The following is a 16540-nucleotide window of genomic DNA, read 5'->3' as shown; positions in this document are numbered from 1 at the left end:
GTTCAGGCTTCGGCGGCCTGCTTCATGCTGCCTTCCTCGACCTTCTCGAAAGTGTCGAGCAACAGATCGTAGCGCATATGCGCATCCGCAATCTCGCGGTAGCTTTGCACCAGCTCGCGGATCGGCCCCCCGATCCGTTCCAGCCCCGAAATAAAGGCGACAATCACGCCCACTTCGGTATTGCCCTCGATCACCTGCCAGCCGCCGTAGAAAATCACCCCGAACGGCCCGAGCGCAATCAGCATGTTGTTGATCGCCTTCATCACATGTTTGGTCAGCACGAAGCGATTGCGCAGCTTGAGGATCTCGTCACTCAGCCGGTTGTAGCTTTGCGGCGGTTCTTTCCCGTATTTTTCGTCATCCGGCCTTTCGATCACGTTCTGGCCCAGCGTGCGCAGCCGCTGCGCCTTGGTCCGGGACAGATCGTTCAGCTTGCGCTGGAACAGCGGCACAATGACGAACTGCGGCGCATACAGCACGATGGCAATGGTCGCGATCAAGGGGTCAATATAGAGCATATAGCCCAGCACAAAAACCAGCGTGCCCACCTGCAATAACGGCCCCGACACGGCAGAGCCCGCAAACCCGCCCAGCTTTTCGACCTCGTTGGCGAGGATCGACACAACCGCTCCGTCGTCGACTTCATCGGTGGCTTTCGCGTTGGGCGGGCGTTTGGTGTAGACGCAGTTGTAGACCGATCCGCGCAGGGTCCGGACCATCCCGGTCGAAATCATCTCGCGCAGAACCCGCATGGCGAACTTGACCAGCGCCTGTGCCACCAGCGCCGCCAGATACAGCATGCCGAGCCAGATCAGCAGATCGTAATTGCTGTCGGCAACCGCATCATCCAATGCCCGCCGCTGCAGCTCCAGCGTCGCGGGTTGCAGGGCGGCAAGGATCAGCGTCAGAACGGTGACGGATATCTGCGATTTGCGGGAATTGCGAAACACATAGCGGTAGAGCGACGGCGGCATACCGGCCGCGTTATCATCGCTTTCGCGCCATTTCATAAACCTCGAATAGAGGCTCACGTGGCCGCCTGTAGCAGGGTACGGGTATAGTCCGTCCTGGGGTTGTCGTACAAATCGTTCACGTCGCCATATTCCACCACATCGCCGCGTTTCATCACCATCACACGATGAGACATAGCACGCACAACTTTTAAGTCATGGCTGATGAAAAGATAGGCAAGTCCGTATTTGACTTGCAAGGACCGCAAAAGGTCGACGATTTGCACCTGCACCGTCATGTCCAACGCCGATGTCGGCTCGTCCAGCACCAACAGGCGCGGTCGCAGCACCATGGCCCGCGCAATGGCGATCCGCTGGCGTTGGCCGCCGGAAAATTCGTGCGGATAGCGGTCCATCGTGGCCGGGTCCAGCCCCACCTCGATCATCACATCGCGCACCAACTCACGCTGGTTGCGGTCCGGATCGACATTGTGAATGGTCAAACCCTCCGCGATGATCTGCATCGCCGTCATCCGCGGGCTCAGGCTGCCAAAGGGGTCCTGAAACACGATCTGCATGTCCTTGCGCAAGCGCCGAAGCTGCTTGGTCGACCATTTGCGAATATCATCGCCCATGAAGGTGATGCGCCCTTCGGAGGCGATCAGCCGCATGATCGCCAGCGCCAGCGTCGTTTTCCCCGAACCACTTTCGCCCACAATCCCGATGGTTTCGCCGGCCCGCACGCTCAGCGTGGCATCGTTCACGGCTTTGACGTGGCCGACCGTCCGGCGCATCAATCCGCGCTGGATCGGGAACCAGATTTTCAGGTTCTCGGTCTCGGCAATCGTCTCGGCATCGGCGGGCACCGGTGCGGGGCTGCCTTCCGGCTCCGCGCCGAGCAGCTTTTTGGTATAGGGATGCTGCGGATCGTCGAAAATCTGCGCCGTGGGGCCCTGTTCGACAATCTCGCCCTGCTGCATCACGCACACCCGGTCCGCAATGCGGCGCACCACGCCCAGATCGTGTGTGATGAACAACAGCCCCATGCCTTCGGTCTTTTTCAGATCGGCCAGCAGTTCAAGGATTTGCGCCTGAATGGTCACGTCCAGCGCCGTCGTCGGTTCATCCGCAATCAGCACGTCAGGCTTGTTGGCCAGCGCCATCGCGATCATCACGCGCTGGCGTTGCCCGCCCGACAGCTGGTGCGGATAGCTGCCCAATCGGCTTTCGGCATCCACGATCCCCACCTTGTCGAGCAGCTCGAGAATACGCGTCCGCGCGGCATCGCCGGTCAGACCCTGATGCAGCGCGAGGCTTTCGGCCAGTTGCTTGTCGATGGTGTGCAAAGGGTTCAGCGACGTCATCGGCTCCTGAAAGATAAAGCTGATGTCGTTGCCGCGGACCTTGCGCAGCAACGCCTCATCGGCGCCGATCATCTGCTGGCCTTCATAGGTCACCGACCCTTCGACCTGCGCGGTTTCCCCCAGAAGGCTGACGGTCGACAACGCCGACACCGATTTGCCAGACCCGCTCTCGCCGACCAAAGCCACGGTTTCACCCCGCGCCACATGGAACGACACGCCTTTAACGGCGGGCACCATCTTGCCATCCTGCCGGAAGGACACGCGCAAATCCTGCACGTCCAGAAGCCGATTGTCTGCCATCACGAAAACGTCTTTCTGGGATCGAACGCATCGCGGACCCCTTCGAAAATGAACACCAGCAGCGACAGCATGATCGCAAAGGTGAAGAACGCGGTGAACGCCAGCCACGGCGCCTGCAGATTCTGTTTCGCCTGCAACGTCAGCTCACCCAGCGACGGGGCCGATGCGGGCAGGCCAAAGCCCAGATAGTCCAGAACCGCCAGCGAGGAGATGGCACCGGTAATGAGAAACGGTAGCATGGTCAGCGTCGCCACCATCGCGTTGGGCAGCATGTGGCGGAACATGATCGTGGTGTTGCTGACGCCCAGCGCACGGGCCGCCCGCACGTATTCAAGGTTCCGCGCTCGCAGAAATTCCGCCCGCACCACGCCCACCAATGACGTCCAACTGAACAGCACCAGCAAAAAGACCAGCAGCCAGAAACTTCGCCCCAGAATGGCAAACATAATGATGATCACATACAGCGACGGCGTTGATGTCCATATTTCGATGATGCGCTGGAATATAAGGTCCAGCCACCCGCCAAAAAACCCCTGCACCGCGCCCGCGATGATCCCGATCACCGTCGACAGACCGGTGACCAGCAGCGTGAACAGGATCGACAGCCGGAAACCGTGGATCACCCGCGCCAGCACGTCGCGTTTCGTGTAATCCGTGCCCAGCCAGTTTTCGCCGTTGGGCGGCAGCGGTGCTGCACCGGGGCGGTCCACCGGCGTGTCGAAACTATAGGGGATCAGCGGCCAGATCATCCAGCCCTGCGCGATCTCTTCGCCTTCGACCACACCGTCCTGCGCGTCCTCCAGATACCCCTCGGGATCGTCAAAGCACAGGTCCAGCCCGCCCGTCGCCACAAGGCAGCGCACCTCGGGATCGCGGTAGGCTGCCTCGGTCCGGAAATCCCCGCCGAATTCGGTTTCGGGATAGAACTGGAAAATCGGTGTGTAATAGGCGCCGCGATACTGGATCAGGATCGGCTTGTCGTTGGCCAGAAACTCGGCAAACAGCGACAGCGTGAAAAGCACCGCGAAAATCCACAGCGACCAATAGGCCCGCCGGTTGCGCGTGAAGTTGCGCCAGCGGCGCTGGTTGAGCGGCGACAGCCACATGCGGCGCCGTGCGGGCACAACGGGCGCGGGCGCGTCGCTGGCGGGGGTCGGATTGGGCGCCTGCATCAGCCTTCTCTCTTCTCAAAGTCGATACGCGGATCCACCAGCACGTACATCAGGTCCGACAGGATGCCGACCACCAGCCCGATCAGCCCGAAAATGAACAGCGTGCCGAACACGATCGGATAATCCCGTGCGACCGCTGCCTCGAACCCCAGCCGCCCGAGGCCATCAAGGCTGAACAGCGTCTCGATAATCAGGCTGGAGCCGAAGAAAACCCCGATGAACACCGCAGGAAAGCCCGCGATGACGATCAGCATCGCGTTGCGGAACACGTGGCCGTACAGCACCTTGCGCTCCGACAGACCCTTGGCGCGGGCGGTCATCACGTAATGCTTCTTAATCTCGTCGAGAAAGCTGTTCTTGGTCAGCAGCGTCAGCGTGGCGAACGCCGATATGGTCGAGGCCAGCACCGGCAATGTGATGTGCCAGACATAGTCCTTAACCTTGCCCCACGCGCTCAGCTGATCGAAATTCTCCGACGTCAGACCGCGCAGCGGGAAGAGCTCGTAGCAGGTAGGGTTGAACGTGGCTCCGTTTTCCCAGATGTCGGCAAGCCCCGGAATGCGAAAACAGTTGGCGGGCACGAACAGCACCAGCAAAAGCACCGCGAACAAGAAGCCCGGGATCGCGTAGGCCGCGATGATCGCCCCGGATGTCCATGTGTCAAACCGCGACCCGTCCTTGACCGCCTTCTTGATGCCCAGCGGGATCGACACGAGATAGGCAATCAGCGTGGACCAAAGCCCCAGCGTGATCGACACCGGCAGCTTTTCCTTGATCAGGTCGATGACAGAGATCGACCTGAAATAGCTCTCTCCGAAATCGAACATCACGTAGTTGCCCAGCATCGTGAAAAACCGCTCGACCGGCGGTTTGTCGAACCCGAACTCGCGTTCCAGCTCTTCGATGAACTCTGGCGGCAGACCACGGGCTCCGACATATTCGCTGCTGGCACTTTGCGACAGCGCGTCGTCGCCACCGTCGTTGTTGGTGCCCGCAAACCCGCCGAACACATCACCGCCGCCCTGCGCACGGGCAATGGCCTGCTCGACCGGACCGCCGGGCACGAATTGCACCAGCGCAAAGTTGACCAGCATGATCCCGAACAACGTCGGTATGATCAGCAATAGCCGCCGAAGAATGTAGCTGCCCATGGGGTCTTGTTACCTCAACACGCCTGCGTCGCGCAGTTTTTGCGCCTTTTCTTCGTCATACCACCAGTAGTCGAGATGACCAGTGGCATATGGCGGTTGGGTTTCGGGGTGGTTGTACTGATCGTAATAAACCACCCATGTCACAGGGTTGTACCACATCGGGATCATGAAGAATTCATAGCGCAGCGCACGGTCCAGCGCGGTCATGGCCGCCTGCTCTTCCTCGCGGGTTTCTGCCGCCAGCGATGCCTCGATGATCGCATCGACCATCGGGCTGGCCAATCCGGCGGGGTTGAACAGCGAATATTCCGCCGCCTCTGATCCATAGTATTGGGCCAGACCCGTGCCCGTGCCCAGAAACGCGGCATAGGCATCATAAACCATGTCATAATCGCGGGCCCGCTCGCGGGTGGTGTATTGCGAACTGTCGACTTTCTCCAACGCGACATCAATGCCGATGGACGTCAGGTTGGACACGAAATTCTCGATTGCCGCCGTGACGGTCGGGGACGCGGTCGAATTGAACAGGAAGCTCAGCTTGAGCGGCTTGCCGTCCTTCTGGCGCTGGCCGTTCACCACTTCCCATCCCGCATCGTCGAGCAGTTTCTGCGCCGCACGCGCGTTGCGACGGTCCAGCAGGCGCGCGGCGCTGGAGGTGTGCGGCATCACTACCTCATCGCTCAGCATGTCCGGCGGCGCCAGATCACCCAGCGACGTCAATATTTCCAGCTCGGCCCCTTCCGGCACGCCCTGTGCCATCACGGGAGTGCCTTCGGAAAACGACGTGCGCTGCTCGAACAATCCGTATTGCAGGGATTCGTTGGTCCATTCGAAGTTGAACATCAGCGAAATGGCCTTGCGCACGTCACGGTCCTGCAGCACCTCGCGGCCAAGGTTGAAGATCACCCCCGAAGGCGTGGGGGGCGACCCGTCGAGCAATTCTTCCTTCTTGATGAAGCCGTTGGTCACCTTCGGGAACTCGTATCCCGCCGCCCATTTCTTGGAGTCACCCTCGCGGCGGAAGGTATAGAGCCCGGATTTGAAGGCCTCGAAAGACGCGGTATCGTCGCTGATGATCTCGAGCCGGATCGTGTCGAAGTTGAAACGCCCCTTGTTGATCGGCAGGTCCTTGCCCCAGTAATCGGGGTTGCGGGTCAGCGTGATGTTGCGGCTCAGATCGACATCCGAAATGACATAGGCCCCCGACCCCGGAGGGCTGTCGAGCCAGCTGTCCTTCAGACCGACACCGTTTTCCTTCATCCACTTCGACGGCCACACCGGCACGCCGCCCACCTGTTCGATCAGGCTGCGCCGCGAAATGCCTTCCGCGAAATAGAACTTGATCGTGTGGTCGTCGATGACCTCGACCTTGGGGATGCGCTTGCGCACCGCATTGGCGTAGGATTGCAGCCCCTCGTCCAGCAGCAGGTTGTGCGAAAACGCGATGTCATGCGCCGTGACGGGCGTGCCGTCCGAAAACGTCGCGTCCTTGCGCATATTGAACTGCACCCAGGATTTGTCCTCGGGGTACTCCAGCGTTTCGCACAGCAGGCAATAGGCCTCGCCGTAAACATCGGCGGGCAGACCGTCCTGCGCGGGCGATTCGCCCAAAAGGCTCTCGTAGGCAAAGATCGAAAACAGATGCGCGCGCCCCTTGCCCGAATAGGGGTTCATCGAATCAAGCGTGCCCACGAAGGGCAGCGAAATCTCACCGCCCTTCGGGGCATCGGGGTTCACATAGTCGAAATGGGTGTAATCCGCGGGATACTTCAGATCCCCGTAAAACGAATACCCGTGGCTCTCGATGATGGTCTCGTGTCCGTCTGCGGCTGCCGCTGTGCCGATCCCGACAGCGGCGGCAAGAACCATGAGACCCGACCAAAGCGGTCTGGACCGGGGCAGGGTTTGGGCACGGGGCTGCATCATAAGAGGCTCCTTTAGGCATTTGACCGAACGGGTTCCGGAAAATGTAGGCTAAAGGCGGCGCGGGCCAAGTGACAAGTTGCAACTCTGTGATCTTGCCGAAATGACGCCGCAATATGCAAAAAGACCGCCCCGAAGGGCGGCCTTTGGCAATTCTGTCACAGATCGCGGTGGATCAGTCGTCCAGGCTGTCGAGATAGGCGATGACGTTGGCGCGGTCCTCGGGCTTGTTCAAACCGCTGAAACCCATCGACGTACCGGGTGCCCAGTCGGATGGCTTTTCAAGAAAGCCGTTGAGTGCGGCCACATCCCATTCACCGTCCTTTTCGGACAGGGCACCGGAGTAGCTGAAGCCGTCGGCGGTAGCGATATCGCGGCCGACAACACCGTGCAGATAGGGACCAGCGCCATTCGCGCCGGGCTCGACCTTGTGGCAGGCAGAGCATTTGCGGAACACTTTTGCACCATCGTCGATGTCGGCGGCGGCCATCAGTTCTTCGAACGGCACCTCTTCGACCTCTTCTTCGGGCTCATCCGACGCCACTTCGATCGAATAGGACGGCTCGCCATGCAGTTCGGCGTGATACATTTCCTCGCCGGCCCATTTGCCCAGCAGCAGAACAAGCCACGCGCCCAGAACGCCAGCGGCAACTTTGGTAACCATCATTGTATCCATCGGGGGTCCATCACTTTGCGTTGTTCGTGTCGATTTGGAGCGGTATCTATTGCTTTCCCTTCCAACAGGCAAGGTGTAGTTACCGCGACCAAACGCCCCCATTCACAGTTTTTCGAAAGGACCGACGAGATGAGTGCGAACAAAGCCCCGCGCATCGCCTTTCAGGGGGCCATGGGTGCCTATAGCCACGAAGCCTGCCTGCAGGCACGGCCAGACGGTATTCCGGTGCCCTGCGCCACATTCGAAGGTGTGCTGCGGGCCGTGCGCGAAGGGCGGGCCGATCTGGCCATGCTTCCGGTCGAAAATACCACCTACGGGCGCGTTGCCGATATTCACCGGCTGTTGCCCCAAAGCGGTATGCACATCATCGAAGAGGCGTTTGTGCGGGTGCGCATTGCGCTGATGGCAAAACCCGGCGTTACTCTGGACCAGATCAAACATGTGCGCGCGCATCTGGTGCTCTTGCCGCAGGCCCGCAGTTTTCTCGAAGCGCGTGGCATCACGTGGGAAGCGGCCGCTGACAGCGCCGGTGCCGCCGAAGAGCTGGCTGCGGGCGGTGCCGCCGATCAGGGCGTGCTGGCCAGCGCGGTCGCCGCGCAGATTCACGGACTCGACGTGCTCGCCGACGGGATCGAGGATCTCGACCACAACACCACCCGATTTCTGCTGATGGCGCCTGACATCGACAACACCCGCCGCGGTGACCGCATGATGACCACCTTCGTCTTCGAAGTGCGCAACATCCCCGCCGCGCTCTACAAGGCGATGGGCGGCTTTGCCACCAACGGTGTGAACATGACCAAGCTCGAGAGCTATATGGTGGGCGGGTCCTTCACCGCGACGCAGTTCTACGCTGACATCGAAGGGCATCCCGACGATCCGGCGGTCAAACGCGCGCTGGACGAACTGGGATATTTCACCAATATGCTCGATATTCTGGGCGTTTACCCGGCACATCCGGGCCGCTGGGACATTCCGGCCTAGCGCTTTCAGGCGGTGCGGTTGTAGCGGTCTTCCAGCGTCTTGGCGTATTCCGCCACCCGCAGTTTGTATTTCTTCGTGAGCGACGTCTTGGCCAGCTTCAGCGATTGCACCAGCAACCGCGCCGACAGGTTCAGCGGCTTGATATCCAGCGCGATCATCGCACGGGTGCGGCTGCGCGACAGGGCCATGCATTCGATCGACATCAGGCACATCAAACCCTGCGACGTACATTCGAACACCATCTCGCCGGGCCGGTCGTAGGTGATCAACTCGATTTCCAGATCACGCTTCTTGCCGCGTAGATCGAACACCACCTGCCACATCATGCCCACGCCCGGCGCGCTCAGCGTATCGACCCGCTGTACCTCGGCCCCCCGGCGCATGGCAGACCGCTCGAAGTTTTCGAATTCGCTCAGCATGTCGAAAACCGCATCAATCGGTGCTTCGATGTCTTCCTTGGTAGAGAATTTCATTGCTGACCCGCATGTTGCCCAGATTTTTCATTATTGAGCGGCATTTTCTAGCTAATCCAGTCGATCCGCAAGCCAGTTTTCAATCAAAAATTGTGCAATCGCGCCTTTGCGGGCGGGCAGGATGGTGGCGTGATCGCCGGCCGAAATCTCCATCATCTCCTCGCGGCTGATCCAGCGGGCATCCTCGATCTCGGCGGGGTCGATCGTGATATCGCGGCTGGTGGCACGGCCCCAACACCCCATCATCAGGGACGCGGGAAACGGCCAGGGCTGGCTCGCCAGATAGCCGACTTCGCCAACCTGCACCCCCGCCTCTTCCATCACCTCGCGGCGCACGGCGGCCTCCAGCGTCTCGCCGGGTTCCACGAAACCGGCCAGCAGCGAATACATTCCGTCCGGCCAGCCGGGGGAACGCCCGACAAGCACCGAATTCCCGTGCGTAATCAACATGATGACAACCGGATCGGTGCGCGGAAAATGCGATGCGCCACAGCTGGGGCAGCGGCGCTGCCATCCGCCCTCGGCCATGTCGCTGTCGCTGCCGCAGCGGGCGCAGAACCGGTGGGTGGCGTGCCAGCCCCACACGGCCTTGCCCGTCGCGGCAAGCTCGGCATCCCGCGGGTTCAGCCACGTCATCACACGTCGCAATTCGGCAAAGGCCAGCGTGTCGGGCAGATCGGGATGGCGCTGCTCGCTGGGGTCAAGGAATCCGCCCAAGGCGCTTTCGTCCAACCCTTCGGGCGTCCAGTGCGACAGGTCGCTTGCGAAAACCGGGGCGCCGTCCTCGCGGCCCAGCAGGATCGCGGGATCGCGGGCACCGGCCAGCGCGGGATGGTCCAGCGCGATGCGCGCCAGATGCGCCGGCCTGTCCATCGAGATCAGCGGCTTGCCCCGCCACAGCACCATCGTGGTGGCTGCCGGATCGCGCCGCGCCGCCGCAAGCGCCTGCGCATCGCCGCGAATATCGCCTGCACGGTCCAGCCCGGACCCCCCGAACGTCACATTTTCCGCAATTCTCATACCAAGTCCCACCCTGTTCATTTCGCGATGTAGCCGCTCGCCTGCGCCAAGGCCAGCCAAACGGATGATATTGCCGCCCCCGGCGCGCTGTGGCATGTCTTTACCAACCACAGGTAGAAGAACCGCTTTTCCATGCTGCATGCCGATCCCAACGCCCCGACCGCGCGCGCCCGACTTCGGGTGCTGGCGACGACGGATCTGCACGGAACGATGCTGGCGCATGACTACATCAAGGACCAACCGGCTCCCGGCACGGGGCTTGCCGGGCTCGCCCACCTGATCGCGCAGGCCCGCCACGAAGCGATAGAGGACGGACGCGCGTGTGTCCTGTTCGACAACGGCGATACGTTTCAGGGCACGCCGCTGGCCACGTGGCTGGCACAGGCGGACCCATCCGAACCCAACTGCATCGTCGATACGTTCAACCACCTGCGCTATACGGCCGTGGGTGTCGGCAATCACGACTTCGACCACGGCCAACCCTATCTTGCCGCCCTTGCCGGACGGCTCGGCATGCCCATCCTGACCTCCAATCTGAGCGGTGTTGACCTGACCCCGCTGGAATCGAGCGCGTTGATCGACGTGCCGCTCGACGGGCACCCCGACGCGCCGCTGCGTATCGGTCTGTTGTCGGTGCTGCCGCAGGAAACCGCGAACTGGCACCGTCACCACCTCGGGGCGGCTCTCGAAATCGAGGATCCTGGCCCGTTCGTACGCAAGGCCAGCGCGCACCTGCGCACCCGCGGCGCGGATATCATCATCGTGCTGGCCCACATGGGCGCGGGCTATGGCGCAACCGAAGAACCACGCCTGCGCGGGGCGCTGGCCATCGCCCAGACCAACACGGTCGATGCCATGATCATCGGCCACACCCACCGCCGCCTGCCGTCGCTCACCTACGAAAAACGCATCGGCATCGACAGCGAAGGCGGCACGCTTGCCGGGGTGCCCGCGGTGATGCCCGGACACAACGGCTCCGATCTGGGGCTCATCGACATCGAAATGCAGCGCGGGCCGCAGGGTGGCTGGCAAATCGCCACGGCCCAGAGCGCCCTGCGCCCGCAACACCTGCACACGCCGCCTGATCCGGATGTCTCGGCGATCTGCACGCCCGCACACATCGCAACCCAACGCGCGCTGGAAGAACCCGTCGCCCAGATCGGTGAAACGCTGCACAGTTGCTTTTCGTTGCTGACCCCTGCCCCCACACAGCGCCTGATTGCCCGCGCGATGCACCTGCTGGCGCAGCAACAGGGGCTTGAGAATTCGCTCGGCGGCCTGCCGATCATTGCTGCCACCGCCGCACACGGGACGGGTGGGCGCGACGGGCCGGAAAACTATGTGCAGATCGCGCCGGGTGTCGTGCGCCGCCGCCACATCGCGGGGCTCGTGCCGTTCAACGACCAGCTGATGTGCGTGCGGACCAGCGGCCACGCCGTGCGCGAATGGCTCGAACACAGCGCCAGCCTGTTCCACACAATCCAGCCGCGCGACGAAAGCCAGCCGCTGCTCAACCCCGATGTTCCCGCTTTCCAGTACGACACGATCTTCGGCCTGCGCTACCGGATCGACCTGTCGCGCAAACCCGGCGAACGGATCGGCGACATGATGTGCAACGGCATCCCCTTGCGCGACGACGACCGCTTTGCCCTGCTGACCACGCAGTTCCGTGTGGCGGGCGGTGGCAATTATCCCGGCTGCGCGCTGGACGATATCCTGCACCATGATCTGGGCGATCTGCCGCGCGCGCTGGCGTTCGTTCTGCGCACCGACCCCGCCGATCCGTGGTCAGGCGCGGTGCCTTGGTCCTTTGCCGCCTTGGGCGCCCGGCCCGTGCATATGGACATCAGTCCGCAGGCACAGGCCCATTTTAGCGACATCGCCCATCTGGCGCCCTCTGTGCAGGGCATGACGGAAAATGGATTTGCGCGCCTTCAGGTCATCCTGTGATCTTGCATCACCGCGCCGCTTTGCCTATATCAGCGGTCGAGAGGTTGGTGCGGGCAGGCGCCTCGCCAACCCGGTCAGATCCGGAAGGAAGCAGCCGTAACGAGTCCCGCTTGGGTCGTTATCAATCTCTCACCCAAGCGCTTTGCAAAGCAAAGCGCGTCGCCCCGACAGGGTCTTTTTAAAGAAAAGATACCGAAAGGGGCCATCACACCCCTGTCCCAAACCATATCCGGTATTTTGCGCAGGAAAGCACATCGCCCCGACAAAGGTTTCTCACAACCGACACCCCTGAAGGGCAGCGCAACGCGCCCCCCTTCAAACGGTCTTACAGGCGCTGTGCGTCAAACGTATCGCACTGGCCCACCTGACCCGTGTCATAGCCCCGCCCGAACCACCGCGCGCGCTGTTCCGACGTGCCGTGCGTAAACGTATGGGGCTGCGGCACACGGCCCGCCTGACGTTGCAGATAGTCATCCCCGATCTTGCGCGCCGCATTCAGCGCCTCGTCAAGATCACCGCGCTCCATCAGGCCCTGCACATTGCGTGCCCAAACGCCCGACAGACAGTCCGCCATCAACTCCAACCGCACGGTCAGCGCATTGGCCTCCACCGTGCTGGACCGTTGGCGGGCGGCATTGACCTGCGGCAGGATGCCCAACTGATTCTGCACGTGGTGGGCGACTTCATGGGCAATGACATAAGCGGCGGCAAAATCGCCACCGGCCCCCATCTGACGGTCTAGCGCCGTGAAAAACTGGGTATCGAGATACGCCTTGTCGTCGGCCGAGCAATAGAAAGGTCCGGTGGCCCCGCTCGCATTGCCGCAGGGGCTTTGCGTGACACCGCTGAACACCACCAGCTTGGGCGGCACGTATTCACGGTCCAACTGCTCGCGGAACACCTGCGTCCAGACATCCTCGGTCGTGGCCAGAACCTGCGCACTGAACTGCGTCGCGGCCGCGTCGGCCTCTGTCACGCCTCGGCTGGTCTGGGTCTGTGGCGCGCTGCCCCCCTGCAACAGGGGCGACACATCGATGCCGGTGAAATATCCGATGGCCAACACAACGATGATGCCAACGATGCCCAGACCACCCGCACGGCCGCCACGTCCACCCCGACCGCCCCGCCGGACCTCCACATTCCGGCTGCGCCGAATCCCCCTAAGCCGCATGTCATTTCTCCCTTTCGCTTGCCAGATTAACGCAACCGCCCCACATAAGTTCAATGGGAAACAAAAATGACCTCGCCCAGGACCGCACCGACTGGGCCGAAGACCGCACTGTACTGGCCAATGAGCGCACTTTTGCGGGCTGGATGCGCACGGGCATGGCCTCGCTTGCCGTGGCCGTGGGCCTCAAGGCCGTGTTCGGTGCCTTCGAACCGACATGGGCCGCCAAGGCCGTCGCCTCGATTTTCGTGGTCACCGCCGTCTATATCTTCTGGGCCGCACAGGACGCCGCCTGCGCCACACTTAACCGGCTGTCCGAAACCGAAACCCACGCCCAACCGACACGGCGCATGAAATTGCTCGCCACGATCTTCGCACTGGGGAGCATTGCGGTTGGCGGTATCCTCTGGATGCTCTAGCCTAGGGGCTGCATCCGAATCCGCCCCCACATCCGCCAGCGAAAGCCGCCATGACAGAACCCGCCGCCTACCGCGTGCTTGCCCGCAAATACCGCCCCGAAACCTTTGCCGATCTCGTCGGACAGGAAGCGATGGTGCGCACGCTGAAAAACGCGTTCGAGGCAGACCGCATCGCGCAGGCCTTCATCATGACCGGCATCCGCGGCACCGGCAAAACCACGACCGCGCGGATCATCGCAAAGGGCATGAACTGCATCGGACCCGACGGCACATCGGGGCCCACAACCGACCCCTGCGGCGTGTGCGAACACTGCACCGCCATCATGGAAGGCCGGCACGTCGACGTCATCGAGATGGACGCCGCCTCCAACACCGGTGTCGCCAACATCCGCGAAATCATCGACAGCGTGCACTACCGGGCCGCCTCGGCACGCTACAAGGTCTACATCATCGACGAAGTGCACATGCTGTCGACCGGTGCCTTCAACGCCCTTCTTAAAACGCTCGAAGAACCACCCGAGCACGTGAAGTTTATCTTCGCCACCACCGAGATCCGCAAAGTGCCGGTCACGGTGCTGTCGCGCTGCCAGCGGTTCGATCTGCGCCGGATCGAACCCGAGGTGATGATCGCCCTGCTGCGCAGGATCGCCACCGCCGAAGACGCGGAAATCGCCGATGACGCGCTCGCCCTGATCACCCGCGCCGCCGAAGGATCGGCCCGCGATGCCACCTCCCTGCTGGACCAGGCCATCAGCCACGGCGCGGGCGAAACCACCGCCGTGCAGGTGCGCGCCATGCTGGGGCTTGCCGACCGCGCCCGCGTGCTTGACCTGCTCGACATGATCCTGCGCGGCGACGCGGCAGGGGCGCTGACCGAACTGTCCGCGCAATACGCCGAAGGGGCCGACCCGATGGCCGTGCTGCGCGATCTGGCCGAAATCACACACTGGATCAGCGTGGTGAAAATCACCCCTGACGCCGCTGAGGATCCGACCATTTCGCCCGAAGAACGCGATCGGGGCCGCGCCATGGCCGATGCCCTGCCCATTCGCGTGCTGACACGGCTGTGGCAGATGCTGCTCAAGGCGCTGGACGAGGTCGCAGGCGCCCCCAACGCCATGATGGCCGCCGAAATGGCGATCATCCGGCTGACCCATGTGGCCGATTTGCCCGCCCCCGACGAACTGGTGCGCAGCTTGCAAAACACGCCCCCTCCACCCGGCGGCAACGGTGGTGGCGGTTCGGGCGGCGGCACCGCGGGTGCGGGCCGGACACAGGCCACCGGCACCCCGATGCCACAGCAAAGCGGGGCGCCCGCGGCAGGGCCCGCCACCGCCATCGCGCCACAGGCCGTCTCGGCCCTCGCGCACTATCCCAGCTTCGATCACGTGCTGGACCTCATCCGCCACAACCGCGACGTCAAACTGCTGGTCGAGGTGGAAACGACCCTGCAACTGGCCGCCTACCAACTCGGCCGGATCGAATTTGTGCCCACCGATGCAGCACCGCGCGATCTGGCCCAGCGGTTGGGCGCGAAACTGCAACTGTGGACCGGCAACCGCTGGGCGGTCACGGTGGTCAACGACGGCGGCGCGCCGACCATCGCCTCCGTGCGCGACGCCAAACAAAATGCCCTGCGGGCCGACGCCGAAGCGCACCCCCTGATGCAGGCGGTCATGGCGCAGTTCCCCACGGCCAAGATCACCGCCATCCGCACCCCCGAAGACATCGCCGCAGAGGCCGTCCAAGAGGCCCTGCCCGAAGTCGAAGACGAATGGGACCCCTTTGAGGAAGACTGACCTTGCCGCGCGCAGGCGCAACCCACATATCAACACCAACACAACGACAGGAGAACACCCATGTTCAAAGGACTAGGCGGGCTCGGCGATATGGCCGGGATGATGAAAAAAGCCCAGGAAATGCAGGGCAAAATGGCCGAGATGCAGGAAGAAATGCACAACATCATGGTCGAGGGCGAAGCGGGCGCCGGTCTGGTCAAGGCGACCTGCACCGCCAAGGGCGAACTCAAGGGCCTCGACATTGATCCCTCGATCTTCAACGGCGACGACAAGGAAGTCGTCGAAGACCTGATCCTCGCCGCGATCAAGGACGCACAGGGCAAAGCCAACGACCGCGCGCAGGAAGAGATGGGCAAACTCACCGAAGGCCTCGGCCTGCCGGCGGGCATGAAGCTGCCGTTCTGATCGCAACCGCCCCTTCATCTTGCCCCTAAACTCAATCCCCCCCTCTCGACCCGGAGCCGCCGCGTGAGTTCGACCAGCGATATCGAAGCCCTGATCGAACTCATGGCCAAGCTCCCGGGTCTGGGGCCGCGGTCGGCGCGGCGCGCGGTCCTGCACCTGATCCGCAAGCGCAGCCTGCTGCTGACACCCCTGGCACAGGTCATGCAGGATGTGGCCGCAACCGCCCGCGAATGCCTCAACTGCGGCAACGTCGGCACATCGGACATCTGCGACATCTGCGAAAGCGAGAAACGTGCCAACGGCGAGCTGTGCGTCGTCGAAGACGTGGCCGATCTGTGGGCCATGGAACGCTCGGGCGTGTTCAAGGGGCGCTACCATGTGCTCGGCGGCACGCTGTCGGCGCTCGACGCCATCGGCCCGCAGGAATTGCGCATCCCGCGCCTGCTCGACCGGATCGCCATGGAAAACGTCACCGAAGTCATCCTCGCGCTCAACGCCACCATCGACGGCCAGACCACCGCGCATTACATCGCCGACCAACTCGACGGTCAGGTGACCCTGTCCTCGCTTGCCCAGGGCGTGCCCATCGGCGGAGAACTCGACTACCTCGACGACGGGACCATCACCGCCGCCATGCAGGCCCGCAAATCCCTCTGAAAATAAACGAGCCGCCCGCTCCTCCCAAAGCAGGCGGCCCTTTCCGGCCTTTCGCGATCAAGCCCCGCGCGGGGCGACCGCGTACAGCAGCGGAAAACCGGTAAATTTCATGCGTCCACTGACGCGGAT

Annotated in this window: 15 protein-coding genes and 1 other RNA gene; 7 read left to right on the top strand and 9 right to left on the bottom strand. The window is 62.5% G+C overall.

The annotated features are described in order from the left end of the window. Positions 1-2: 2 nt before the first annotated feature. From K3756_RS02230 to K3756_RS02205, 6 genes are all read right to left on the bottom strand, one after another. Positions 3-1031 (bottom strand): ABC transporter ATP-binding protein, encoded by a 1029-nt coding sequence (locus K3756_RS02230; protein WP_259990470.1) that lies wholly within the window; start codon positions 1029-1031, stop codon positions 3-5. Beyond that, positions 1028-2614 carry an ABC transporter ATP-binding protein gene (locus K3756_RS02225; protein ID WP_259990469.1) on the bottom strand — a complete coding sequence of 529 codons (1587 nt, stop codon included), beginning with the start codon at positions 2612-2614 and terminating at the stop codon, positions 1028-1030. The genes K3756_RS02230 and K3756_RS02225 overlap by 4 nt, the downstream gene beginning before the upstream one ends. Continuing rightward, a complete protein-coding gene (locus K3756_RS02220; protein ID WP_259993466.1) occupies positions 2614-3720 on the bottom strand; it encodes an ABC transporter permease in 1107 nt (368 codons plus the stop codon). The genes K3756_RS02225 and K3756_RS02220 overlap by 1 nt, the downstream gene beginning before the upstream one ends. Before the next feature lie 65 nt (positions 3721-3785). Then, positions 3786-4937 (bottom strand): microcin C ABC transporter permease YejB, encoded by a 1152-nt coding sequence (locus K3756_RS02215; RefSeq protein WP_259990468.1) that lies wholly within the window; start codon positions 4935-4937, stop codon positions 3786-3788. Between the two features lie 9 nt (positions 4938-4946). Next, on the bottom strand, positions 4947-6863 hold the full coding sequence (locus K3756_RS02210) for an extracellular solute-binding protein (protein WP_259990467.1): 1917 nt from the start codon (positions 6861-6863) through the stop codon (positions 4947-4949). A gap of 172 nt (positions 6864-7035) precedes the next feature. Continuing rightward, positions 7036-7524, bottom strand: a complete 489-nt coding sequence (locus K3756_RS02205) for a cytochrome c family protein (protein WP_259990466.1) — start codon at positions 7522-7524, stop codon at positions 7036-7038. 141 nt (positions 7525-7665) lie between these two features. Here K3756_RS02205 and K3756_RS02200 point away from each other — a divergent pair, with 141 nt between their 5' ends. After that, the gene (locus tag K3756_RS02200; protein ID WP_259990464.1) at positions 7666-8520 is read left to right on the top strand and encodes a prephenate dehydratase; all 855 of its coding nucleotides are present in this window, start codon (positions 7666-7668) and stop codon (positions 8518-8520) included. Between the two features lie 5 nt (positions 8521-8525). Here the strand turns inward: K3756_RS02200 and K3756_RS02195 are convergent, their stop codons facing one another. Together K3756_RS02195 and nudC are read right to left on the bottom strand one after the other, a co-directional pair. After that, positions 8526-8993, bottom strand: a complete 468-nt coding sequence (locus tag K3756_RS02195) for an SRPBCC family protein (RefSeq protein ID WP_259990462.1) — start codon at positions 8991-8993, stop codon at positions 8526-8528. Positions 8994-9044: 51 nt separating this feature from the next. Further along, on the bottom strand, positions 9045-10013 hold the full coding sequence (nudC, locus tag K3756_RS02190; protein WP_259990460.1) for an NAD(+) diphosphatase: 969 nt from the start codon (positions 10011-10013) through the stop codon (positions 9045-9047). 132 nt (positions 10014-10145) lie between these two features. On the opposite strand from nudC, the gene K3756_RS02185 reads away from it, so the two are divergent. After that, positions 10146-11963: a bifunctional UDP-sugar hydrolase/5'-nucleotidase gene (locus K3756_RS02185; RefSeq protein ID WP_259990459.1), complete on the top strand. Its 1818-nt coding sequence runs from the start codon at positions 10146-10148 to the stop codon at positions 11961-11963. A 37-nt stretch (positions 11964-12000) separates the two neighbouring features. After that, positions 12001-12098, top strand: an RNA gene (gene ffs, locus K3756_RS02180) — signal recognition particle sRNA small type. Positions 12099-12288: 190 nt separating this feature from the next. Here ffs and K3756_RS02175 read toward each other — a convergent pair. Then, complete coding sequence (locus K3756_RS02175) at positions 12289-13134, bottom strand: neutral zinc metallopeptidase (RefSeq protein WP_259990458.1); 846 nt, start codon at positions 13132-13134, stop codon at positions 12289-12291. Between the two features lie 53 nt (positions 13135-13187). On the opposite strand from K3756_RS02175, the gene K3756_RS02170 reads away from it, so the two are divergent. The 4 genes from K3756_RS02170 (at position 13188) to recR (ending at position 16411) form a co-directional block, all read left to right on the top strand. Further along, entirely contained in the window at positions 13188-13550 is a 363-nt protein-coding gene (locus K3756_RS02170) for a DUF202 domain-containing protein (RefSeq protein WP_259990457.1), read from the top strand. A gap of 50 nt (positions 13551-13600) precedes the next feature. After that, complete coding sequence (locus K3756_RS02165; RefSeq protein ID WP_409202417.1) at positions 13601-15349, top strand: DNA polymerase III subunit gamma/tau; 1749 nt, start codon at positions 13601-13603, stop codon at positions 15347-15349. A gap of 60 nt (positions 15350-15409) precedes the next feature. Beyond that, positions 15410-15754 (top strand): YbaB/EbfC family nucleoid-associated protein, encoded by a 345-nt coding sequence (locus K3756_RS02160; protein ID WP_259990456.1) that lies wholly within the window; start codon positions 15410-15412, stop codon positions 15752-15754. A 63-nt stretch (positions 15755-15817) separates the two neighbouring features. Next, positions 15818-16411: a recombination mediator RecR gene (gene recR / locus K3756_RS02155; RefSeq protein ID WP_259990453.1), complete on the top strand. Its 594-nt coding sequence runs from the start codon at positions 15818-15820 to the stop codon at positions 16409-16411. The last annotated feature ends 129 nt before the right edge of the window (positions 16412-16540 follow it).

Origin of the sequence: Sulfitobacter sp. S190 (genome assembly GCF_025141935.1) — a bacterium.
In the GTDB taxonomy this organism is placed as follows: Bacteria; Pseudomonadota; Alphaproteobacteria; order Rhodobacterales; family Rhodobacteraceae; genus Sulfitobacter.
This window is presented reverse-complemented; position numbering and strand designations above follow the sequence as displayed.